This is a genomic window from Ancylobacter sp. VNQ12, assembly GCF_049445835.1.
Classification (GTDB): domain Bacteria; phylum Pseudomonadota; class Alphaproteobacteria; order Rhizobiales; family Xanthobacteraceae; genus Ancylobacter.
The window spans coordinates 234,857-253,580 of sequence record NZ_JBMSDU010000002.1 but is presented as its reverse complement, the minus strand read 5'-3'; the positions used below and the strand labels follow the sequence as shown (position 1 = coordinate 253,580).

General features: G+C 66.8%; 26 protein-coding genes. 8 read left to right on the top strand and 18 right to left on the bottom strand.

Going from position 1 to position 18,724, the window contains the following annotated elements; genetic code table 11:
- Positions 1–28 precede the first annotated feature (28 nt).
- Together ACO2RV_RS04785 and ACO2RV_RS04780 are read right to left on the bottom strand one after the other, a co-directional pair.
- On the bottom strand, positions 29–1,006 hold the full coding sequence (locus ACO2RV_RS04785; protein ID WP_423290362.1) for a magnesium transporter CorA family protein: 978 nt from the start codon (positions 1,004–1,006) through the stop codon (positions 29–31).
- 200 nt (positions 1,007–1,206) lie between these two features.
- Positions 1,207–1,437, bottom strand: coding sequence for a hypothetical protein (locus tag ACO2RV_RS04780; RefSeq protein WP_423290360.1), 231 nt, complete (start codon positions 1,435–1,437; stop codon positions 1,207–1,209).
- A 290-nt stretch (positions 1,438–1,727) separates the two neighbouring features.
- Here ACO2RV_RS04780 and ACO2RV_RS04775 point away from each other — a divergent pair, with 290 nt between their 5' ends.
- The gene (locus ACO2RV_RS04775) at positions 1,728–2,330 is read left to right on the top strand and encodes a L,D-transpeptidase (RefSeq protein ID WP_423290358.1); all 603 of its coding nucleotides are present in this window, start codon (positions 1,728–1,730) and stop codon (positions 2,328–2,330) included.
- Positions 2,331–2,708: 378 nt separating this feature from the next.
- Here ACO2RV_RS04775 and ACO2RV_RS04770 read toward each other — a convergent pair whose 3' ends face one another.
- Both ACO2RV_RS04770 and ACO2RV_RS04765 read right to left on the bottom strand, forming a co-directional pair.
- Entirely contained in the window at positions 2,709–4,091 is a 1,383-nt protein-coding gene (locus ACO2RV_RS04770; protein ID WP_423290356.1) for an aminotransferase, read from the bottom strand.
- A gap of 86 nt (positions 4,092–4,177) precedes the next feature.
- Positions 4,178–5,491 carry an extensin family protein gene (locus ACO2RV_RS04765; protein ID WP_423290354.1) on the bottom strand — a complete coding sequence of 438 codons (1,314 nt, stop codon included), beginning with the start codon at positions 5,489–5,491 and terminating at the stop codon, positions 4,178–4,180.
- A 44-nt stretch (positions 5,492–5,535) separates the two neighbouring features.
- On the opposite strand from ACO2RV_RS04765, the gene ACO2RV_RS04760 reads away from it, so the two are divergent.
- Together ACO2RV_RS04760 and ACO2RV_RS04755 are read left to right on the top strand one after the other, a co-directional pair.
- The gene (locus tag ACO2RV_RS04760; protein WP_423290352.1) at positions 5,536–6,243 is read left to right on the top strand and encodes an HAD family hydrolase; all 708 of its coding nucleotides are present in this window, start codon (positions 5,536–5,538) and stop codon (positions 6,241–6,243) included.
- 7 nt (positions 6,244–6,250) lie between these two features.
- Positions 6,251–7,036: a DUF1499 domain-containing protein gene (locus ACO2RV_RS04755; RefSeq protein WP_423290350.1), complete on the top strand. Its 786-nt coding sequence runs from the start codon at positions 6,251–6,253 to the stop codon at positions 7,034–7,036.
- A 15-nt stretch (positions 7,037–7,051) separates the two neighbouring features.
- Here the strand turns inward: ACO2RV_RS04755 and ACO2RV_RS04750 are convergent, their stop codons facing one another.
- Positions 7,052–7,963, bottom strand: coding sequence for an MBL fold metallo-hydrolase (locus ACO2RV_RS04750; RefSeq protein ID WP_423290348.1), 912 nt, complete (start codon positions 7,961–7,963; stop codon positions 7,052–7,054).
- Positions 7,964–8,150: 187 nt separating this feature from the next.
- Here ACO2RV_RS04750 and ACO2RV_RS04745 point away from each other — a divergent pair, with 187 nt between their 5' ends.
- The gene (locus ACO2RV_RS04745; RefSeq protein ID WP_423290346.1) at positions 8,151–8,765 is read left to right on the top strand and encodes a carbonic anhydrase; all 615 of its coding nucleotides are present in this window, start codon (positions 8,151–8,153) and stop codon (positions 8,763–8,765) included.
- A 16-nt stretch (positions 8,766–8,781) separates the two neighbouring features.
- Here ACO2RV_RS04745 and ACO2RV_RS04740 read toward each other — a convergent pair whose 3' ends face one another.
- From ACO2RV_RS04740 to ACO2RV_RS04695, 10 genes are all read right to left on the bottom strand, one after another.
- Positions 8,782–9,789, bottom strand: coding sequence for an amidoligase family protein (locus tag ACO2RV_RS04740; RefSeq protein ID WP_423290344.1), 1,008 nt, complete (start codon positions 9,787–9,789; stop codon positions 8,782–8,784).
- Positions 9,790–9,916: 127 nt separating this feature from the next.
- On the bottom strand, positions 9,917–11,164 hold the full coding sequence (locus ACO2RV_RS04735; protein WP_423290342.1) for a site-specific integrase: 1,248 nt from the start codon (positions 11,162–11,164) through the stop codon (positions 9,917–9,919).
- Between the two features lie 199 nt (positions 11,165–11,363).
- A complete protein-coding gene (locus ACO2RV_RS04730; RefSeq protein ID WP_423290340.1) occupies positions 11,364–11,942 on the bottom strand; it encodes a hypothetical protein in 579 nt (192 codons plus the stop codon).
- A complete protein-coding gene (locus ACO2RV_RS04725; RefSeq protein ID WP_423290338.1) occupies positions 11,939–13,156 on the bottom strand; it encodes a DNA polymerase III subunit beta in 1,218 nt (405 codons plus the stop codon). The genes ACO2RV_RS04730 and ACO2RV_RS04725 overlap by 4 nt, the downstream gene beginning before the upstream one ends.
- On the bottom strand, positions 13,153–13,431 hold the full coding sequence (locus ACO2RV_RS04720; protein WP_423290336.1) for a hypothetical protein: 279 nt from the start codon (positions 13,429–13,431) through the stop codon (positions 13,153–13,155). The genes ACO2RV_RS04725 and ACO2RV_RS04720 overlap by 4 nt, the downstream gene beginning before the upstream one ends.
- The gene (locus tag ACO2RV_RS04715; RefSeq protein ID WP_423291036.1) at positions 13,431–13,748 is read right to left on the bottom strand and encodes a DUF2312 domain-containing protein; all 318 of its coding nucleotides are present in this window, start codon (positions 13,746–13,748) and stop codon (positions 13,431–13,433) included. Before ACO2RV_RS04715 ends, ACO2RV_RS04720 begins: the two co-directional genes overlap by 1 nt.
- Positions 13,749–13,867: 119 nt before the next feature.
- Positions 13,868–14,143, bottom strand: a complete 276-nt coding sequence (locus ACO2RV_RS04710; protein WP_423290334.1) for a hypothetical protein — start codon at positions 14,141–14,143, stop codon at positions 13,868–13,870.
- Positions 14,144–14,390: 247 nt separating this feature from the next.
- On the bottom strand, positions 14,391–14,678 hold the full coding sequence (locus ACO2RV_RS04705; protein ID WP_423290332.1) for a hypothetical protein: 288 nt from the start codon (positions 14,676–14,678) through the stop codon (positions 14,391–14,393).
- Positions 14,679–14,760: 82 nt separating this feature from the next.
- Complete coding sequence (locus tag ACO2RV_RS04700; RefSeq protein ID WP_423290330.1) at positions 14,761–15,549, bottom strand: outer membrane protein; 789 nt, start codon at positions 15,547–15,549, stop codon at positions 14,761–14,763.
- A 2-nt stretch (positions 15,550–15,551) separates the two neighbouring features.
- A complete protein-coding gene (locus ACO2RV_RS04695; RefSeq protein WP_423290328.1) occupies positions 15,552–16,403 on the bottom strand; it encodes an XRE family transcriptional regulator in 852 nt (283 codons plus the stop codon).
- Here ACO2RV_RS04695 and ACO2RV_RS04690 point away from each other — a divergent pair.
- Entirely contained in the window at positions 16,402–16,659 is a 258-nt protein-coding gene (locus ACO2RV_RS04690; protein ID WP_423290326.1) for a transcriptional regulator, read from the top strand. The two genes, ACO2RV_RS04695 and ACO2RV_RS04690, sit on opposite strands and share 2 nt — an antisense overlap.
- Before the next feature lie 44 nt (positions 16,660–16,703).
- Here the strand turns inward: ACO2RV_RS04690 and ACO2RV_RS04685 are convergent, their stop codons facing one another.
- A complete protein-coding gene (locus ACO2RV_RS04685) occupies positions 16,704–17,006 on the bottom strand; it encodes a hypothetical protein (RefSeq protein WP_423290324.1) in 303 nt (100 codons plus the stop codon).
- 149 nt (positions 17,007–17,155) lie between these two features.
- Here ACO2RV_RS04685 and ACO2RV_RS04680 point away from each other — a divergent pair, with 149 nt between their 5' ends.
- Complete coding sequence (locus ACO2RV_RS04680; protein WP_423290322.1) at positions 17,156–17,452, top strand: hypothetical protein; 297 nt, start codon at positions 17,156–17,158, stop codon at positions 17,450–17,452.
- On the opposite strand, the gene ACO2RV_RS04675 is transcribed toward ACO2RV_RS04680, so the two are convergent.
- Together ACO2RV_RS04675 and ACO2RV_RS04670 are read right to left on the bottom strand one after the other, a co-directional pair.
- Positions 17,446–17,628, bottom strand: coding sequence for a hypothetical protein (locus ACO2RV_RS04675; RefSeq protein ID WP_423290320.1), 183 nt, complete (start codon positions 17,626–17,628; stop codon positions 17,446–17,448). The genes ACO2RV_RS04680 and ACO2RV_RS04675 overlap by 7 nt on opposite strands.
- A gap of 110 nt (positions 17,629–17,738) precedes the next feature.
- Complete coding sequence (locus ACO2RV_RS04670; protein WP_423290318.1) at positions 17,739–18,032, bottom strand: hypothetical protein; 294 nt, start codon at positions 18,030–18,032, stop codon at positions 17,739–17,741.
- Between the two features lie 12 nt (positions 18,033–18,044).
- Between ACO2RV_RS04670 and ACO2RV_RS04665 the strand changes: the two genes are divergently transcribed.
- Positions 18,045–18,239 carry a hypothetical protein gene (locus tag ACO2RV_RS04665; protein ID WP_423290316.1) on the top strand — a complete coding sequence of 65 codons (195 nt, stop codon included), beginning with the start codon at positions 18,045–18,047 and terminating at the stop codon, positions 18,237–18,239.
- Entirely contained in the window at positions 18,236–18,721 is a 486-nt protein-coding gene (locus ACO2RV_RS04660) for a phage regulatory CII family protein (protein ID WP_423290314.1), read from the top strand. The genes ACO2RV_RS04665 and ACO2RV_RS04660 overlap by 4 nt, the downstream gene beginning before the upstream one ends.
- The last annotated feature ends 3 nt before the right edge of the window (positions 18,722–18,724 follow it).

Sequence of the window (18,724 nt, the reverse complement as noted above, 5' to 3'; positions counted from 1 at the left end):
CGCCCGGTGCCGACGGCGTTCCGGGCGCCTACAGCCAGCGCTTCCACTTGAAGATCAGATAGGGCACCACCGCCGCCGCCAGCATGGCGGCGAGCGCGGCCGGGTAGCCCCAGGTCTCGTCCAGCTCCGGCATGTGCTGGAAGTTCATGCCGTAGACCGAAGCGATCAGCGTTGGCGGCATCAGCACCACCGACAGCACCGCGAAGATCTTGATGATGTTGTTCTGCTCGATCGAGACCATGCCGAGCGTGGCGTCGAGCAGGAAGGTGATCTTGTTGCCGAGATAGGAAACGTGGTCGTTCAGCGAGGTCACGTCGCGCTGCATGCTCTTGAGCCAGGCGCGCTGTTCCTTGTCGAAGCGCTGCGCCTCGCTCTCCGTGCCGAGGAAGGTGACGAGGCGGCCGATCGAGACCAGGCTCTCGCGCACCTTGGAGCCGAGGTCGCCGCGCCGCCCGAGCATGCGCAGCAGCACGCGGAAGCGCTGGCTGCCGGTTTCCCCCGCCTCGTCGCGCTCGAACACGCGCCGCGAGATGGCGTCGATGTCGCCGCCGAGCCGCTCGATGATGTCGGCGGCGCGGTCGATGATGGTGTCGAGCAGGATCAGCAGCACCCGGTCGCCGCGCAGCGTGCCGGCCGCGGCGCGGTCGAGCTTGGGCAGGACGATGCGGAACGGCGTCGATTCGTCATAGCGGACGGTGGCGAGCCGGCCATTGGTCAGGATGAAGGTGACGTCGGAGAGGGTCGGCTGCTCGGTCTCGCTGTGGCAGACCACCGAGGCGGTCATGTAGCGCGCGCCGTGCTCGATGCGTAGCCGGCTGGACGGTTCGATCTCGACCATCTCCGCCTGCGTCGGCACGGCGATGCCGAGCGTGGCCTCGACCGTGCAGTCCTCGTCGGCGGCCGGCTGGAACAGGTCGATCCAGGTCGCATCGGCCGGGATCGATTCCCCGGGGCCGACCGGCGTGCGCGCCAGCGCGCCGTTGCGGATGCTGTAGGCGTTGATCATGCAGTCTCCCCGGCTCTGCCCGCGCACCGACTCAAGCCGGCCCCCCGACAATGCGGAGGGCCGGCGCGCGTGTCACGCCTCCAGCGCGAATTCGGCGGTGGCCCCGGCGCGCGCTTGCGCGCCTGCAGGCGGCGGTCGGATCGTGCTGTGGTTTCGGGGGGATGCGGGCGAGCTCGTCCCGGTCGGGCGACCGGTGGCAATCAGGCCGCGAAATATTCCACGTCGCGAAGCGTTACGATTTTGGCTTCCGTGTCATCGGTCCGCGCCGCGCCCTTGCCGGGGGCATCGGATACCGTGGTCTTGCTGTAGTTGTAGCGGGCCGCCGCGGCGACCGCGGAGATGCCGATGTCGCGCCAATGCGCGGTTTGTTGCGAACGTTCCCAACGCTCGCTAGGGCGGCCCTCAGGGGCCGGCGTTTCCTCGGTAGACATGACTTCCTCCGTTTTACAGGCCGCTTTCCCAGCGGTTGCCAACGAAATGATCGTCGACTGCGTCAAAAATAAGCAGAATCGGGGTTGTCGATAAGGCCGTTGACGTAAGGAACGGTGTTTGGCCGGCATTTTCGACCTCTTCCAAGGGAACTGATGTTTTTGCGCAACATTTCTGCGTGACAAACACGCGTCGAACACATGGCCCCTTCAAGGCGGAAAGGAGTTCGGTTAATCGACATATGGAAATGACGCGCGCTGAGGCGCGTCGAGGCGATTCGGAGCATCGGGAAATGATCGTGCGCGGGGCGGGGGCTGTCCTGTTGGCGCTTCTTTTGGGAGCGTGCACCAGTGTGGAGCGCCAGGCGGCGCCAGAGGCGTCGCTGACGCCGCGGGACAAGCAGTTGCTTGCCAACGCGCCGTACCAGAAGGTGCTGCCGCCGGAGATGTATCTGCGGTCGATCGTGGACTATGCCGGCACGCAGAAGCCGGGCACGATCGTCGTCGATACCGACAAGAAGTACCTGTATCTCGTGCAGGACAACGGCAAGGCGATCCGCTACGGCGTGACCGTCGGCGAAGAAGGCCTCGCCTTCAAGGGCGAAGCCAAGGTCGGCCGCAAGGCCGAATGGCCGACCTGGACGCCGACCCCGGAGATCAAGCAGCGTCTCGCCGGCATCCCGAACTTCGTCGGTCCCGGCCCGCACAACCCGATGGGTGCCCGCGCGCTCTACCTCTACCAGGGCAACAAGGACACGCTGTTCCGCATCCACGGCACCAACCAGCCGGAATATATCGGCCAGGCCATCTCCTCGGGCTGCATCCGCATGCTCAACGAGGACGTGATCGACCTCTATACCCGCGTGCCGCAGGGCGCCGAAGTCGTCGTGCTCTGAGCGACGCCGCACCGAACATGAAAAAGGGCGCTGCCTCGGCAGCGCCCTTTTTGTTTGTGCGGACGCCCCATAAGCGGCCGTCATCCTGAGGTGCGAGCGGAGCGAGCCTCGAAGGATGATCGTTGCGGTGCGCTCGGACGAGCATCCTTCGAGGCCCGGCTGACGCCGGGCACCTAAGGATGACGGTCGTCGGGGGGCGCTACGAGCCCGTGCCGCTCTACCGAGAGGCTGGCTAGAGCCTGATCCGATCAGGTTGAGACAAGCTGATCGGTAAATCAGTCTCTAATCTACGAGTAGAGTACGTCGTGGATCCCCGGGCCGAGCCCGGGGATGATGTTGTTCCGTCGGCTTCTGCCGGGATAACGACTTCTTCGAGCTTCACGCCGCCAGCAGCTTCTCGCTCACCGCCCAGTCCAGCGTCTTGTCGAGCGCGCGGGTGAGGCGGTCGAACAATTCGTCGATCTCCGCCGGCGAGATCACCAGCGGCGGGCAGATGGTGACCGCGTCGCCGAACACGTTGCGCACGATCAGGCCCTCGGCCTGCGCGAAGGCGACGCATTTGGCGGCCACGCCCTTCTTCGGGTCGAACTGATGCTTGGTCTTCTTGTCGGCGACGATCTCGATGCCGGCGACCAGACCCATGCCGCGCGCCTCACCGACGAGCGGGTGATCCTCCAGCGCCGCGCGCCGGGCGTCGAACTGCGGGATCTTGGCGCGCACGCGCTCGAACACGCTCTCGCGCTCGTAGATCTCCAGCGTCTTCAGCGCCACCGCCGCCGCCACCGGATGGCCCGAATAGGTGTAGCCATGGCCGAAGCTGCCGAGCTTGCTGCTCTCCTCCAGCATGGCCTGGTACATGTCCTCGGGGATCATCACGCCGCCGATCGGCTGGTAGGCGGAGGAAAGCGCCTTGGCGATGGAGATCGAGTTCGGCTTCATGTCCAGCGCTTGGCAGCCGAAGGCGGTGCCGAGGCGGCCGAAGCCGGTGATGACCTCGTCGCCGATGAAGAACACGTCGTACTTCTTCAGCACGGCCTCGATCTTCGGGTAGTAGGTCTTCGGCGGCACGATGACGCCGCCCGCGCCCAGCACGGGCTCGGCGATGAAGGCCGCCACGGTGTCGGGATCCTCGGCGATGATCAGTGCCTCGAGGTCGGCGGCGAGGCGGGTGGCGAAATCCTCCTCGCTCTCGCCGGCTTCCGCCAGCCGGTAGTGATGCGGGCAGGTGGTGTGCCGCACGCCGGCGATCGGCAGGTCGAAATCATTGTGGTTGCCGGCAAGGCCGGTCAGCGAGGCCGAGGCGATGGTCACGCCGTGATAGGCGCGCATGCGCGAGATGATCTTCTTCTTCTTCGGCCGGCCGAGCGCGTTGTTCATGTACCAGACGAGCTTCATCTGGGTGTCGTTGGCCTCGGAGCCGGAATTTGTGAAGAACACCTTGGAGATCGGCACCGGGGCCATCTCCTTCAGCTTCTCGGCCAGTTCGATCGCGGGATCGTGGCTCTTGCCGCCGAAGATATGGGTGAAGGGCAGCTTGCGCATCTGTGCCGCCGCGGCCTCCACCAGTTCCTCGTTGCCATAGCCGAGCGCGGTGCACCACAGGCCGGCCATGCCTTCGAGATAGGGCTTGCCGTCGACGTCGTGGACCCACACGCCCTGGCCGCGTTCCAGGATGAGCGGGCCGGTCTCCCGGATGGCGACAAGGTTGGTGTAGGGGTGGACCAGGGTCTCGACGTCGCGAGCCTGCAGATTGGTGAGCATGAGCCGGAACTCCACGGAAGGTGAGTTCCACCACCCTAGTGCCTGCCGGCCTCCGCCGGAAGCGCACCCTTGGTCGAGCAACGCGGCTATTGACTCGTCGTAGCCGGTGGCGGCTCGCCGGCCGCACCATTCGCCGGTTCCGCAGGCGTCTTGGCTGGGGCGGCCTCGGCCGCGCCCTCCGCCGGCCTGGCCGGGGGCCGCGGCACCGTGGCCTCGATGCGTGCCGTGGTCCATTGGCACAGCACGGCGCCCGAGCGCCGCTCGGCCCGATCCACATGAAGATGCGTCTCGTGATGGCCGTCCGAGCCCGGGCCGAGAATGGTTGTGAAGTCGGCGCAGGCGCTCAGCTTGAGCTTCTCCTGGAAATCGATCGGCATGGCCAGTTCGCCGCCGGAGGGCTTGCCGATCACGAAGCTGCGCCCGTCCTTCAGCACGAAGCCGCCAATATCCAGAGCATTGCCGCGTCCATGCTCGCTGATCTTCGCCCCGGCCACCCGGTTGCGCGGGCGGCACTGCTGCGAGGCGGCCACCTCGACCTTGTCCAGCGGCGCGCCGAGCGTCGCGACGACCGGCTCGACCTTCTCGCGCAGCCAGACGGCGACGGAGGCGGCCATTTCACAGCGAAGCGTGGCGGCGGGGCTCAGCGTGACGAGGCGCCCGTCCTTCATGCGCACGGCGGAGAGGGTCACCCCGCGATCGACCGTGCAGAGCGGATCGGTGGCGGTGACGACGGAGGGCTCGAACACGCCGATAGCGCCATTGGAGAGCTCCGGGCAGATGGTCGGTACGGCCTCGGTGGCGGAGCCCGGCTTCTCGGTGGGCGCCTTCTCCGCCTCAGCCGCGGGAGGAAGCGCGGCGACCCGCTTCTCAGCGGGCGGCGCCTCGGCCTGTTCCATCGGTGCGCCAGAAGGCCGCACCGGCGGCAGCGGGACGTCGCGCACGGTTTTCGCCGCAGGTTCCGGCGCCGCGACCGGCTTCTCAGCCGGCGTCACGGTCGGGCGGGCGGCAAGGCGCATCTCCTCGCGCGCAGAGGGCGGCGCGGGGACGGCGGCCTCCGCTTCCGCTTCTGCTGGGGCTTCGGGCGGCGGCAAGGGCGCGGCGGCGGTCACAGGAACTGCCACAGATGTCTCGGCCGGCGTCGCGGCCGCGAACTCCGCCGGGCGGGTCGGCGGCAGCGGTGCCGTGGCCGGCAGGACGCGGCGTCGCGTGGCCGCACGGGGTTTGGCGGGCGCGCCGACCCAGTCGCCGATCTGCCGGTTCAGCGCCCGTCCCGCCTCATCGAAGGACGAGCCGATTTCCGCCAGCGGCTCGGCGTGCGCGAATGGCGTGGAAAGCAAAGCGAGGGCGAAGCCCACCGCGAGGGCGGGCACGCGACTGGATGGGAGACGGCGAGAATCCATGCTATCAGCCCCTTCTCCGCACTTCGACGAGACATCGACTGACAGTGAACGCGCCGCGCGCCATTCTGTTCGACAAGGACGGCACCCTCGTCGATTTCGATCGCACCTGGGGGCCCGCCGCCGGGGCGGTGATGCGCCGTCTGGCCGGTGCGGACAGCGCCGGGCTGGCCGCCCTGCATGCCTTCAGCCACTACCATCCCGGCGAGCAGCGTTTCCTCCAGACCTCGCCGCTGATCGCCGGTTCCTCGCGTCAGTACGGCCCCGGCTGGGCGCAGGCGCTGGGCCGCGACGCCGATGCCGCGTTCTTCCGCGAGGTGGACCGGCTCTTCATCGAGGAAGGCCGGCGCTACCTGACGCCGATCGGCCGCCCGGCGCCGACGCTGGAGCGCTTCCATGCGCTCGGCCTGCCGCTCGGCATCGCCACCAACGACGCCGAGGGCAATGCCCGCCTGCAGGCGCAGATGCTCGGCCTCACCGACCTGCTGAGCGCCGTGTACGGCCATGATTCGGGCTATGGCTCGAAGCCGGCGCCCGGCATGGTGCAGGCGTTCAGCCGGCTCACCGGCCTCGCCCCGCATGAGATCGCGCTGGTCGGCGACACCCGCCATGACCTCGACACCGCGCGCGGCGCCGGGGCTATCGCCATCCTGGTGCGCTGCGGGCCGAGCCCGGTGGACGACTTCGCCGACGAGGCCGACATCGTGGTCGACAGCGTCGAGGAACTGGCCGACCTTCTGCTGGCAACGGTGTGAGGGCGCCATGATCCGCCGCCGCCTCTATGTCGAGGAACGCATGTCGCGGCTCGCGGTGTGGAGCCTGCGCACGGCGGTGTTCGCCCTGCCGGTCAGCTTCATCGGCCTCGCGCTCTATGCCACCGAAACGCTGGATTTCCGCAGTGCGCTCTACACCGTGCTCGCCGGCGTCGGCATTTCGGCGTTCTCGCTGCTGCTTGCGCTCGCGGCCTTCGTGGTGATCTGGAACGAGGGCTTGCGCGGGCTGGGGCGCGTCATCGGCGCGGCGGCGCTGGCGCTGCTGCTGGTCATGCCGACCGCCACCGTGGCGGCGCTGAGCATCGGACTGCCGGTGCTCTACGACGTGACCACCGACACCGAGGACCCGCCCGCCTTCGTGACGCTGGGGGCGGTGCGCTCGCGCGACGCCAATTCCCTCGCCTATGCCGGGGAAAGCGCCGCGGCGGAGCAGCGCGATGCCTATCCCGGCATCAAGCCCATCGAGTTCGACGTGCCGCCGGACGAGATCTACAAGGCGGTGCTGTCGCTGGTGACGCGGCACAAATGGCTGATCGTCGACGCGGTGCCCCCGCGCGGCGGCCAGCGCGAGGGGCGCATCGAGGCGGTGGCGCGCGGCCTGCCCTTCGCGCTGCGCGACGATGTGGTGATCAGGGTGCGGCGCACGGCCGACGGCACCCGCGTCGACATGCGCTCGGTGTCGCGCAACAGCGACCGGGATTTCGGCTCCAATGCCCGCCGCATCGACCAGCTGGTCACCGAATTGTCGGAGATGCAGGGTCGCCAGCGCCGCTGATCGGGCCCCGTCTCGTCAGGCCAGCGTGAAAACGCCGTCCAGCGTGGCCGGTCCCTCGGTCAGCACCTCGCCGCGCGCCGCGAGGTCCTCCAGATGCGCCAGGGTGGAGAGCCCGGCTGCCTCGTTGAGCCGGGGATCGAGGCCGATATAGATCGCCCGCACGATCTCCGGGATCGACATCGGCCCGCGCGAAAGCGCCCGCAGGATCGCGGTCTCGCGCGCCACGCGGTGGCGGATGTAGCGCCCGACGAAGGCCGGCCCCTCGCGCACCGGCCCGCCATGGCCGGGGAGATAGAGCGGCTCGGGCCGCGCTTGTAGCCGGCGCAGCGACTCCATGTAGTCGCTCATCGAGCCATCCGGCGGGGCGACGACGGTGGTCGCCCACGCCATGACATGGTCGCCGACGAAGATCAGCCCGTCCTGCGCCAGCACGAAGGCCATGTGGTTGGCGGCATGGCCCGGCGTCGCCAGCGCTTCGAGCCGCCAGCCGGCGCCCTCGATCGCCGCGCCGTCGGCCAGCGCCACGTCGGGGAAGAAGCCGCGATCGGCGGCGGCGTCGAGCGTGTTGGCCTCGCCCTCATGCAGCGGCCGGGCGGCGCGGTGCGGGCCCTGCGCATAGGTGGGCGCACCGGTGCGAGCCTTCAGCGCCTCCAGCGCGCCGCTATGGTCGCGGTGGGTGTGGGTGAGCAGGATATGCGTCACGCGCTCGCCCTGCACGGCCGCCAGCAGCGCCTCGACATGGGCCGCGTCATCCGGGCCGGGATCGACAATGGCGACCTCGCCGCGCCCGAGTATGTAGCTGCAGGTGCCGGTGAAGGTGAACGGGCCGGGATTGGGCGCCAGCACGCGCCGCACCAGCGGCGTCACCGCTTCCGCCCGGCCGGGGACCGCCTCGAACTTCCGGTCGAAGGGGATGTCGTCCGCCATCTTGACTGCCTCGCCTTGGCCTGTGCGATTACCGCCTATCGCACGGCTCCCGGCAAGTCGAGCCATGCCGGATGGCGGGAGCGGGCCCATGCGCCGCCCGGTCGCTCCCGGAGGAATTGCCTCTGTCGCCCGCGATGTTTATTCAGCAAGGCGCGCGGCGAGGAATGTGACGGCCAAGAGGGAACGCATGGACGATCTTCTGGAAGGCTACCGCCGGTTTCGCGCCACATCCTGGCCGGACCGCAAGGCGCTGTTCGAAAAACTGGCGGCGCGCGGCCAGCGCCCGCAGACGCTGGTCATCGCCTGTTCCGACAGCCGGGTCGATCCCAGCATGATTTTCGACGCCGGGCCGGGTGAATTGTTCGTGGTGCGCAACGTCGCCAATCTGGTGCCGCCCTACACGCAGCCCGATCATGATCACCACGGCACCAGCGCGGCGATCGAGTTCGCCGTCCGCGTGCTGGAGGTCAAGCAGGTGGTGGTGATGGGCCACGCCTTGTGCGGCGGCGCGGGTGCGCTGATCGACGGCACGCCGGAACTGGCGCGCGACTTCCTGCCGGACTGGATCAGCATCGCCGCGCCGGCGCGCGACATCGCGCTCCAGCTGAGCGACGACCCGATCGAGCGCCGGCGCATCGTCGAGCATCAGTGCGTGAAGCTGTCGCTGCGCAATCTCGAGACCTTCCCCTGGCTCAAGGAGCGCGTCGACGACGGCCGGCTGGAACTGCACGGCGCCTATTTCGCCGTCGCCACCGGCGTGCTGGAGCGCCTGCAGCCCGACGGAACCTTCAGCGCGGCCTGAGCCGAGGACGACGACTTCAGTCGTCGGCGGCGTCGACGGGCTTGCCCTCGCGCCGGCGTGCGGCGAGGCGGGCGAGCCGTTCCGCATCGCCGGCCAGCCGCTCGACCTCGATCCAGTTGTTCCAGTCCTGCGCCGCGCTCCAGCCGGGAACGCCGACATAGGCGACCGGCAGCCGGTAATGCAGCACGGCGCGCGGCTTCACCTTGTCGACGATCCGGCCGGCGATTCGGCTGCCGAGGCGGTCGAGGAACAACGGCAGCAGATCGAGCCCGCGCTGGCGGGTGGGATTGGCCGCGAGATAGTCCTCGCACAGCAACGGCAGGTCGGGCCGGTAGTCCGGCGCCAGCACGCGGTCGCGATAGGCGGCGGGGAACACCGGCGGCGCGAAGAAGCGCAGCGCGCGGCTGTTCAGCGTCTGCGCGCGCAGCCAGTCCTCCAGCACGAGATAGGCCTGCAGCGTGGCGAGGATCGTCGCTGGCGCGAGGGAAGCCGGCGCGACGTTGAAGTGCAGGCCGAGCGAGCCGAACGCCGTCACGCCCGCTCCCTGCGCGCCTGCCGACTGCAGCAGCCCGGCGGCGCGGTCGACCTCGCCGAAGCGTGCCGGCTCGATCGGTTCCGTCACCAGCTCGCGCGGCACGATCATGCTGGCGGCCGCGCCGAGCCAGGTCGAGGCCGGCGGGCGCAGCCAGGGCGCGGGATGCCCCAGCCTGCGATGGGGATGGACGTGGCGCAGGTCGAGTTCGACGCTGAGCTTGCCGAGCGCGGAGCCGACGAGGTGGAAGGCGTGCGGATCCTCCTCCTCGACCTCCCCGCCAAAGGAGCGCGCCAGCACGGCGGCGGCGCGCCGTTCGGAAAGCGCGGTGAATTCGAGTTCGAGCCCGACGCGGCGCGGCCGGCCGGCATCGTCGAGGGCGCGGGGCAGCGGCCGGAACGGGGATGGGTTCAAGCGGAAGACCGGGGCAAGCGCATCCGCGTAATGTGGTGTCGCCTTGCGGCATTTTCCAGACGTAAGGGAAGCTGCCATGCGGCACGCCGCCCCCGGTGGGGGCCGTGGGCGCTGCGACGATGAAGTTTTTGGGAAGTCTCGGGAAATTGAATGGTCGGAGTGGCAGGATTTGAACCTGCGACCCCCTCGTCCCGAACGTTTTGCTCTAGCCGGAAGCCTTCGCAAAGGCGCTTAACTGCGTGACGTTCGAGGCCGGCCGTCTCGTTTTGTTCCCGTTGTTTCTGTCCCCATTCTGTCCCCCTAGCGCTTCGGCGGCGGCAGATTGGAAGTCGGGATGATGGTGGCCGTAGGTGGCTTCGAGCTGCTGAACGGTCATGCCGAGGAAGCTTGCGGCGTCCCATAGATCGACGCCGGCCTGCATCAGCCATGTGGCGCAGGTGTGCCGAAGGATATGGGGCGTTACCTCCGGCCCGAGCCCGGCGTCCGCGACTGCCCGGCCGAAGGACTTTTTCACGCTGGTGACGGCTTCGCCGTTCCACTCCACGACCGAATGACGCGACGCGCCCGATTCCTGCCAGCGACGAATATGGGCGACCAGGCGCGTCGGCAGGCGCACCGGAGTCTGGCGCTTGTTCGTCTCGCGCACGCCTATGGCGCGGCGGAAGAACACACCGCCGTCGAGGTCAATCCAGCCGCGGCCAGGTTCCGGCGCAAGCGCGGCGCCGCAGATGGCGGCCGAGCGGGTGCCGGTGTAGAGCGCGACGAGGATGAAGCGGGCGACGTGGCGCCGCGAGCGACGATCCGTCGGCACGCCCTTCTGTATTTCACGATAGCGCCATGCCGCCCATAGCAGGCGGGCGGCCTCCGAGCGGGTGAGCCAGCGCTCGCGCGGCAGGGGCTTCGCCGGCAACACGACCTCCACCACCTCGGAGCACAGCCCCTCTTTGCGGTGATGATTGATCGCGGCGCGCAAGTCTTCCAGCTCGCGCCGCGCCGCCGCCGGCGACACGAGACGTGCAGGGTTTCCGGTCTTCTCCGGCTTGGCGGACCTAACGGGCTGCTTGATGCGCCACGCGACATAGTCGCGGCACGAGCGGCCGTTGACATCGATCAGCTTGCGCAGCTGCCACCACTCCGCGAGCTGCGCCACGCGCTGCTTAAGCTCGGAGTACCGCGCAACCTGCGGCCCGACATCGGTGACATAGATAGTGAGTACGTCGGCGATCAGGATCTCAGAGGGGTGACGTCCGCGCAGGCGCGGCGCCTGGTGCTTCGCGGTGATGAACTGGGCGAGGGCTTGTTCGGCTCCCGCACGATCGCCAGGAGCGCATCCAGTGCTGACCTTTCGTGCGCCGTCTCGGATAACCCAGACTGAGCGCTTCCGGATCGAGCCGTCGCCGCTAAGCTCGTCTGGCTGGAGCCAGAGGCGGGCGCCTTTGGATGGACGCGGCATCGTTCAAGCATCTCTTCGATCGCGGCGAGGGTCGTGTAATCCTTGCCTGCAATGCGCATGATGGCAAGCCGGCCCTGTGCGGCCTCACGGCGGAGGCCGGAGGCCGACATACTGCCATCCGGAAAGGCGATGCTCGCGGCGACGGTGAGACGCAGGGGAGCGGTTGCGGCGACTGCGGGTGGTATCGTGGCGCTCGCCATCATGCATCCTCGCCCGCCGGAAGCTCGGGGATCTCGACATCGAGGAAGTGCGTAGGCGCCGCGTAGCTGTGATGGGTGATGGTACTCCGACCGTCCGGAGCGCACCATTCATCAGAAGCGCTGCCATCCTGCTCCGTGCCACGGAGCGATCTGGTCCACCCCTTCTCGCCGGCCCGGTACGTCACCAGCCAGCGCCCGCAAGGGGCTTCGCTTGCCGGTCGCCATATTAGGGGCTCGCTCCCCGGGGAAGCTGCCCCGGCATCGACGGCGAGGGCAGTCGGATCAGTCGACACGACGGAGGACGCCCGACGAAAATCGCCGAGTGTCAATGCGTAGTAGGTGCAGTGGCCAACTTTCGCCACGCACTTGGTGTCGTCGGGATAGTCCTCGTTACCCTCGCCGGCCACGTCGGCGAAGGGACCCAGCACATTGATCAGCTCCTGCTCACGACGCTCCATGCGGGCGATGCGATCCCGCGCCTCGAAGAAAATGTTCGCTGTATCCAGCCCGTTTGCGGCCGTCCGTTTGCCACAAGCGTCCAGCCGCTCCATCAGATCATCAGAGAGATCGAGGCTCATGCCGCTTCCTCGCGCGGGAGGACGGCGCCCTGTTCGGGGCGGCGGCGGAGTACCTGCAGCCAGACGACGGCGATGAGGCTCGGATCATCTACGTTGCGGATGCGTACCGGCTTGTCCTCGCCGGTGAACCATATTTCCAGATGCCCGCGGCCGACCGCATCGACGGCCTTCATGACGAAGCCGCTGCGGATGCCGAGGCGGCCGACGCCGGAGCGCTTCTCGATCTCGATCGCCTCGCTGCCGTAAATGCCGTCCGCGTGGTCATCGAGCCAGAGCGAGAGGTCGCCGTCTTCGCCCCATTCGATCGCCACGGCGCGCTCGTCATTGCCGGCCATGTCGGCCAGACGCTTGACCGCAGCGCTGAAGGCGCCGGCCTCGACAGTGAGCACAGATCCTTCCAGCGGCGGCACGGCCTGCTCATAGGCCGGGAAGCGGTTCTCGATGAGCCGGGTGGCGTAGCTGATCTTGACGGCGCTGGAGGGCAGGCCCGCCGAGGCGGCGAGGATGTTGGTGTCGGCGCGGATCTCCAGCCCGCTTTCGCCGAGCTTGATGAGGTGGCCGACCGATTCCAGCGGCACCATGAGGCCGCGCGGACGACCGGCACGGTCGGCCTCCGCCGCCAGCAGCTTCGGCAGGTTTGCGGCGCCCTCCGGCGCCGGCACGTCGGCCGCGAGCAGCACATAGCCATCACAAGCCGCACCCCAAAGGGTGGCGTCGTCTGCCGTGGTGTGGAGATAGACGCCTTCAAGATAGGCGCGGTCCTGCCGGCCCTTGGCCGCTGCGGATTTCGGCAGGGCAAACAGGCGCTTCACTTCCTCCGGCAGCAGGGTAAAGGTCGCCGCCTTGCCCTTCGGCGCGAAGGCGGCGGGGAAATCGGAGGCTGGCAGCACATGGGGCTGGTAGCGGCTGCGGCCGGCGCGGACGGTGGCGAGGGTGTCGCCGGCGTCGATATAGATCTGCGCGCCCTCGGCGAAATTGGTCACCATGCGCTGCAGCGTGTCGGCATTGATGGTGGTTTCGCCGGGGCGTTCCACCTCGGCGGGGATCTCGGCTTCCGCCCAGGCATTGTTGTCCGTGGCGGCGATGAAGAGCCGGCTTCCTTCGGTGCGCAGCCGGACATGGCTCAACACCAGCACCTTGGCCTTGGAATCCGCGAGGTGGCCGACCGCCTTCAAGGCGGCGAGCAGATGGGTGCGCTCGACAATGAGCTTCATGACGTGGCTCCGGGGGATTGGGCGGCGTGCTGCGCGGCCATGTGGCGCACGTAGGCTTCCTGACAGTCGGCGGAGAGGCCCCACTTGGGCGCCGTCCATAGGTTGAGGCGGCGATGCGCCTCATCGATCAGACCGTCGCGAAACAGGGATTCGGCCTCGTAGACAAGATCAAGCTCAAGCCCGTTGACGCATAGGCTGGTGGACTGGAAATCGGCCAGCGTTGCGGTGCGGTCGCGCACCCGCCGACGCAGTTCCTGCGTGCTTTGCGCCAGCATCACCGCTCTCCCATCGACTGGCCAAGCGGCAGGTGCTCGAACGGGATCATGCCGAGGGCCTGCATGTAGAGATCGACGATGGCTTCGTGCTCGGCGCGCTGGTCGGCGTCTTCCCTGCGCATCTTCAGGATGGCGCGCAGGGCCTTCACGTCGAAGCCGGTGCCCTTCGCCTCGGCGAAGACATCCTTGATGTCCTCGGCAATGGTCTTCTTTTCCTCCTCGAGGCGTTCGATACGCTCGATGAAGGATTTGAGCTGCTCCTTGGCAAAGCCGGCGGCGGCATCCGACAGGGGCTCGTCATTGGGGATCTCGGGCACGGCCTCCTCGGCCAGCGCCTGCGTCGTCTCCTTCGCCTTGGTCGAGGTGACCTTGGCTGCCTTGGGCTTGCTCGCCGTGCCCCAGCGCTCGACAGGATCGCGTGCCATCGTCGCGCCCCTCAGAAGCCGCGGCGCGGCGCGCGCGCGGACATGGTGGCGAGGACGACGGCGAGCACCGACAGGACGATGGAGGCCGACGCGAGAATGAGCGCGGCGAGCAGGTAGCCGGTCGGCGGGATCAGCAGGATTTCCGGCGCCTCGCGCACGGCCAACACGGCGGCGCTGGCCTTGGCGGTCGCGGCCAGCATGATCGCGAAGGCGGTGCCGAGGGCGATCAGCCAAAGGATGATGGCAATGCGGGCATTGCCTGACAGCTTGGGTCGACTTGCACGCATGCCGGCTCTCCCGTGGAGTGAATGAGGCGCCGTCTCTCCGGCTGTCACCGCTGGTCGCACTCTCGGTTCCCGTCCGGTTCTCTCCGCATGACGAAGGCGCTGCAGGCACCGGCGACCCCGCCCACCTTCCCGGACGCCATTGCGGCGAATGGGCTGGAAGAAGGACCGGGGCGCGCGCTGGCAGGAGTGGGGTACGCGCGCCCCGGCAAGTCGGCGGCTCCAGGAGGAGGCTCGCTCGGGAAACGGATCAGTGCGCGTAGCGCGTGGCGCGGGAGCGGACGATGTTCACCGCCTCGGTGCCCATCTCGACGATCTCGGCCGAGGTCCATCCGAGCGTGGCGAGATCGTCGGGGGTGACGCTGTCCTGGCGGGCGAGGATGTGCTCGACATCGCGGGCCATGGCCTGCAGGCGCTCGGGATAGGACCGGGCGAGGCGGGCCGTGGTTTCTTCGCGGGCGCGGTCACAGATGGCGCCAGCCTCGGCGGCCGAAAGCGGCGAGGTCATCTGCGGCTGAAAGAAGGTGCTGGGGCGCATGAGCGTCTCTCCCATCGGGTGGCGATGGGGGAGGACGCTAAATCAGAAATCTGATATCAGTCAATCAGAATTTTGATATGCATCAGAAACGGTAGTTCAGCCCCACCCTAAGGTCGGGAAAGCTGATCGTCGTATCAGCTGCTGAATAATTGTACGTGCCCGTTCCAAAGTAATCACGAAGTGCTGAGTATGTATTCTCTGATATAAATCTCGTGTAAGTTAACTCAGTCGAAATAGACCAATTATCGTCGATCGCGTACTCGACGCCTGCTCCGATAGACAAGCCTATTCCCGTATACGAATCGTTGGCGTCGATAAAAGATATTCGTTCGAAATTAAAGCCGTACTCGCCGCGACCAAACTGATAATTTACATCAGCAAATGTCACGCCAGATGTTATGTACGTAAGAAAGCGACCGTTAGCTATTCCAGTGCGGATACGCAAAGACGCGGTCCAGTCGATGGTAAATTCTTGATCATAGAATGAGCCGAGAAGGCCATTATCGGTGCGGGTATGAATTGAATAGGCTGCATCGATACTTCCGATTGCCGCCTCAATTCCTATCACAACGCCATTTGTTGATTGCCAGTTGTATCCTGCGCGACCGCCCCAAAGTGGCCCGTAGGCCGATTCAGATGTCCAATTTCCTGTCTTCGTAATCGGATCAGGTATCCCGTACTGCGGCCCCGATCCATCATCGAAGAACATGGGGCTGGCCCAGGCGGTGGTAGATGTGACTTGGGTATTCTCACGAGCGTGACCATAGCCACCAAAACCACCAACATACCAGCCGCCCCAATCAACCGTTTGGGCTGCGGTAGGAGAAATCATGAGCATCCCCATCGCGCCAGCAATAGCGATAGATTTCATGATTACATCCTCGATATGCGACAGATAACGCGGCCGACAATGTGGATTTCTTCGACGGTAACCTCGTATGAACGGTGAGCTTGGTTGTCTGAAATCACGCGGAGCTTCGGCGGATCATTGCGGCCCGGTACAAGTTCCAGTCGCTTTATCTGCACTCCATACATTGACCCGATGGCGTAGAGCCCATCCGTCGCCGGCGAATTCTGGCGCCGATTAATGAGCACCCTGTCCCCCGGCATCAACGTAGGGATCATGGAATCGCCATCGACCGCTAAGATGTCGATATCGGCTTCTGTTGACCGCAATTCGTTGTGGATGAACGCTTCCGGCATCCGCCAAGTGGCGCGCACGCTATCAATCTCGCGGCCGTCGACCATGATTGTCTCGCCCATGGCGCCGGGGCCGGCCGACCCGTTGACATCCAATTCTAGCAATTCGCCCGGACCAAGCTCGCGCCGCTCTCGCCTTCTTGCGGTGTTGCCAGCTACATCGACGGGGTGATCTGGCTCTCTGTTGCCGTCCGCGAGAATGTGCTCGGAAGGGATGTGTTCATCCTCTTTGCCGAGGAGCCACTCCATCGAACGGCCCGTAATAATCGAGATCTCGTGAAGCCCTTTGGGACGGCGGACCCGACCACCCTCGATCTCAGCAATAGCCGACTGCTTGACGCCGGTGGATTCGGCGAGCTGCGCCTGCGTGAGACCCGCCCCCTCGCGCGCGGCCTTAACTCTTTGACCTAGCGGTTTATTGACAACTTTCCCCGTCATCCCGGCAATGTGCCGAACGCTGACTAAGCGGTCGCCATCAATGTTCTGATTGACGATATCAGAATTCTGATGTTCACATGCGACCATGGCACACGCACCCGGATTAGTTCGCGCGATAGAGGCGATTGGAAGCCAAGAGGCGCTGGGAAAAGCGCTCGGTGTTGGTCAGTCGCTGATCTCGTATTGGCTCAACCATTCCCGGCGCGGTGTTCCCGCTGAGCGCGTGCTGGATGTCGAGCGCGTTACCGGCGTCTCGCGTCATGATCTGCGACCGGATCTGTATCCGGCGCCATCCCCCCCGCCCATCGCTTCCCCCACCATCACCGCCGAGGCCGCGCCATGAGCGAGCCTATCGACGCGTCTGGCCTGTACGCCATTGACACCGATTTAGGCTTCACGGTCGCGGGCCTGATCCTTGGGATGCCGGATGCCTGCGATGAGCGACGATGCCCAGCGTGTGGCCGCTTCCTTGACGTAGGTTTCTGCCACGGCGTCGCCGTCCGGCCAGATGTGCCGGCCCAGCAGGTCGCCGGTGACAGCGTCGTCGAGTCGGCGCAGCCGGGCGTGGAATTCGGCGGGATCGGGATGCATAGCGATCTCGCCGATAAGGATGCGCGTGATTGCCGCCAGCGCGATCTGCGCAGCCATGTCGTTCGCGCGCTGTTCTTCTGGCGAAGGTTCTCTGCTCATGTCGTTCACTCCGTGCGCGTGGTTCGCGCGGGGTTGAAAGGGGATGGTCGTCTGGACCACGGCCATCCCCACCACTCTAGCGCGCATGGCGATGCCGATGCATGTCGGCCTGACCTCTCTCCTACCAGTGGAAACCGGGGAGAGCGGGGATGAAGGACTGGCTTCGCCCCGGCCAGATGGTGGCCTGTATCCGCGATATCCCACCCATCGGCCTCGACCTGCTCGGCTGCTGGGTGACACTGGATGGCGTGATCCCGGTCAAGGGCTGCATCTACACCATTGCCGACGTGGCGCCGGGGCCTTTTGGCCTGATGTTCATCGAGCTTGCCCAGCTTCCGGGCGGGACGGTGTGGAACGTCAACGCCTTCCGCCCCGTCCGCCCGACCTCGCTCGACTGCCTGACGCATCTGCTCGCTCCTTCCGACACGCTGGAGCCGGCTCAATGAACCGCGCCGCTTTCCTCGACCATGGCGCGGGTCGCCTGCACGAAGGCGAGCAGCACCGGCACGCCGCTATAGCCGGCTTCGGCTTCCAGAATGTTCAGGATGCGGCCCGCGTCCGGCCTGCCGGCGAGCAGGGCGAACAGCAGGAAGGCCAGCGCCTTCGTTTGATCGACTTCCATGGTGGCTCCCCAGCCTGCGGCGTGATGCGCCGCAGAGTGCGGCCGGCCGCCTTCCAACACCATGAAACCTCCGGAAGGGGCGTTGTATGAGAAACCCCGCCAGGCGATCGCTATTCAGGCTCGCGCACGCCGTCGCGTCGGCGGTGTGCCCGCGCTTCCGAGAACGCCTTCCGCAATTCGACAGCAGCGAGCTTGCGCGCTTCGCCGACATGGGCGCGCCCGAGCTTCTCCGGCGCCAGACCGTCGATAAAGGCGATGGCCTCGCGCTCGATCTCGAACAGGTCGGCATCGCTGACGGCGCCTGCCTCAAGTGCCCGTATCGCGAGCAGTCGGTACGCCTCGTAAGCGCGCGTGAAGCAGAGAAAGAAGGCGTTGGCTTCGGTGGAGGAATAGGCGGGGAACATCCGGATATCTCCGTGCGTGTTGCGGAGGCGGAAGACTTCATCCGCCGCTGGCATCGAGACGATGGCGAGAACGACCTTTCCACGCTGATGCTGCGTGCGTCGAGCGCCAATGAACGCATCCCTATGGGGTCGCTCGATATCTGGTGCCGCCGCCACGACCTTCGGCCGGATCTTTACCCGCTCGCGTACATCGAGGTGTCGCGATGACCGGGCGCATCTTTACCGCAGCGGACTACGCATCGCTGAAGAACGCCGTGCGCCGCGCCTGCCAGCAGGCCGGCGGCGGGCTGCGCGGGCTGGCGAGCCAGACGCGGCTTTCTCCGGCGCAGCTGTCCCGCTTCGGCGACATCAATTCCGACCAGTCGATCCCGCTCGACGTGGCGCTCGACCTCGACAGCCTCGCGGGGGAGCCGATCATCGCCTCGGCGCTCTCGGAGCGGCTGGGCTTCGATCTGGTGCCGCAAACGCAGGCCGTGGTCGCGCACGCCACCATGCCGCAGCACCTGTCGGGGCTGGCGCGCGAGAGCGGCGAAGCGATCAGCCATATCGCCGCCGCCCTGGCGGACAACCAACTGACGCCAAACGAGCTGATCGCGATCGAGCGCGAGCTTGGCGATGTCGATGCGCAGGTACAGAGCGCCCGCGCGACCGTTCGCGCGATGATCATGAACATGCGCGGCGAGGGGTGAGCG

Bases quoted from the DNA above. Each gene is read 5' to 3' on its own strand.
- ACO2RV_RS04785 (WP_423290362.1), bottom strand. From the start codon at position 1,006: ATGATCAACGCCTACAGCATCCGCAACGGCGCGCTGGCGCGCACGCCG.
- ACO2RV_RS04780 (WP_423290360.1), bottom strand. From the start codon at position 1,437: ATGTCTACCGAGGAAACGCCGGCCCCTGAGGGCCGCCCTAGCGAGCGT.
- ACO2RV_RS04775 (WP_423290358.1), top strand. From the start codon at position 1,728: ATGATCGTGCGCGGGGCGGGGGCTGTCCTGTTGGCGCTTCTTTTGGGA.
- ACO2RV_RS04770 (WP_423290356.1), bottom strand. From the start codon at position 4,091: ATGCTCACCAATCTGCAGGCTCGCGACGTCGAGACCCTGGTCCACCCC.
- ACO2RV_RS04765 (WP_423290354.1), bottom strand. From the start codon at position 5,491: ATGGATTCTCGCCGTCTCCCATCCAGTCGCGTGCCCGCCCTCGCGGTG.
- ACO2RV_RS04755 (WP_423290350.1), top strand. From the start codon at position 6,251: ATGATCCGCCGCCGCCTCTATGTCGAGGAACGCATGTCGCGGCTCGCG.
- ACO2RV_RS04750 (WP_423290348.1), bottom strand. From the start codon at position 7,963: ATGGCGGACGACATCCCCTTCGACCGGAAGTTCGAGGCGGTCCCCGGC.
- ACO2RV_RS04745 (WP_423290346.1), top strand. From the start codon at position 8,151: ATGGACGATCTTCTGGAAGGCTACCGCCGGTTTCGCGCCACATCCTGG.
- ACO2RV_RS04740 (WP_423290344.1), bottom strand. From the start codon at position 9,789: ATGGCAGCTTCCCTTACGTCTGGAAAATGCCGCAAGGCGACACCACAT.
- ACO2RV_RS04735 (WP_423290342.1), bottom strand. From the start codon at position 11,164: ATGCCGCGTCCATCCAAAGGCGCCCGCCTCTGGCTCCAGCCAGACGAG.
- ACO2RV_RS04730 (WP_423290340.1), bottom strand. From the start codon at position 11,942: ATGAGCCTCGATCTCTCTGATGATCTGATGGAGCGGCTGGACGCTTGT.
- ACO2RV_RS04725 (WP_423290338.1), bottom strand. From the start codon at position 13,156: ATGAAGCTCATTGTCGAGCGCACCCATCTGCTCGCCGCCTTGAAGGCG.
- ACO2RV_RS04720 (WP_423290336.1), bottom strand. From the start codon at position 13,431: ATGCTGGCGCAAAGCACGCAGGAACTGCGTCGGCGGGTGCGCGACCGC.
- ACO2RV_RS04710 (WP_423290334.1), bottom strand. From the start codon at position 14,143: ATGCGTGCAAGTCGACCCAAGCTGTCAGGCAATGCCCGCATTGCCATC.
- ACO2RV_RS04705 (WP_423290332.1), bottom strand. From the start codon at position 14,678: ATGCGCCCCAGCACCTTCTTTCAGCCGCAGATGACCTCGCCGCTTTCG.
- ACO2RV_RS04700 (WP_423290330.1), bottom strand. From the start codon at position 15,549: ATGAAATCTATCGCTATTGCTGGCGCGATGGGGATGCTCATGATTTCT.
- ACO2RV_RS04690 (WP_423290326.1), top strand. From the start codon at position 16,402: ATGGCACACGCACCCGGATTAGTTCGCGCGATAGAGGCGATTGGAAGC.
- ACO2RV_RS04695 (WP_423290328.1), bottom strand. From the start codon at position 16,403: ATGGTCGCATGTGAACATCAGAATTCTGATATCGTCAATCAGAACATT.
- ACO2RV_RS04685 (WP_423290324.1), bottom strand. From the start codon at position 17,006: ATGAGCAGAGAACCTTCGCCAGAAGAACAGCGCGCGAACGACATGGCT.
- ACO2RV_RS04680 (WP_423290322.1), top strand. From the start codon at position 17,156: ATGAAGGACTGGCTTCGCCCCGGCCAGATGGTGGCCTGTATCCGCGAT.
- ACO2RV_RS04675 (WP_423290320.1), bottom strand. From the start codon at position 17,628: ATGGAAGTCGATCAAACGAAGGCGCTGGCCTTCCTGCTGTTCGCCCTG.
- ACO2RV_RS04670 (WP_423290318.1), bottom strand. From the start codon at position 18,032: ATGTTCCCCGCCTATTCCTCCACCGAAGCCAACGCCTTCTTTCTCTGC.
- ACO2RV_RS04660 (WP_423290314.1), top strand. From the start codon at position 18,236: ATGACCGGGCGCATCTTTACCGCAGCGGACTACGCATCGCTGAAGAAC.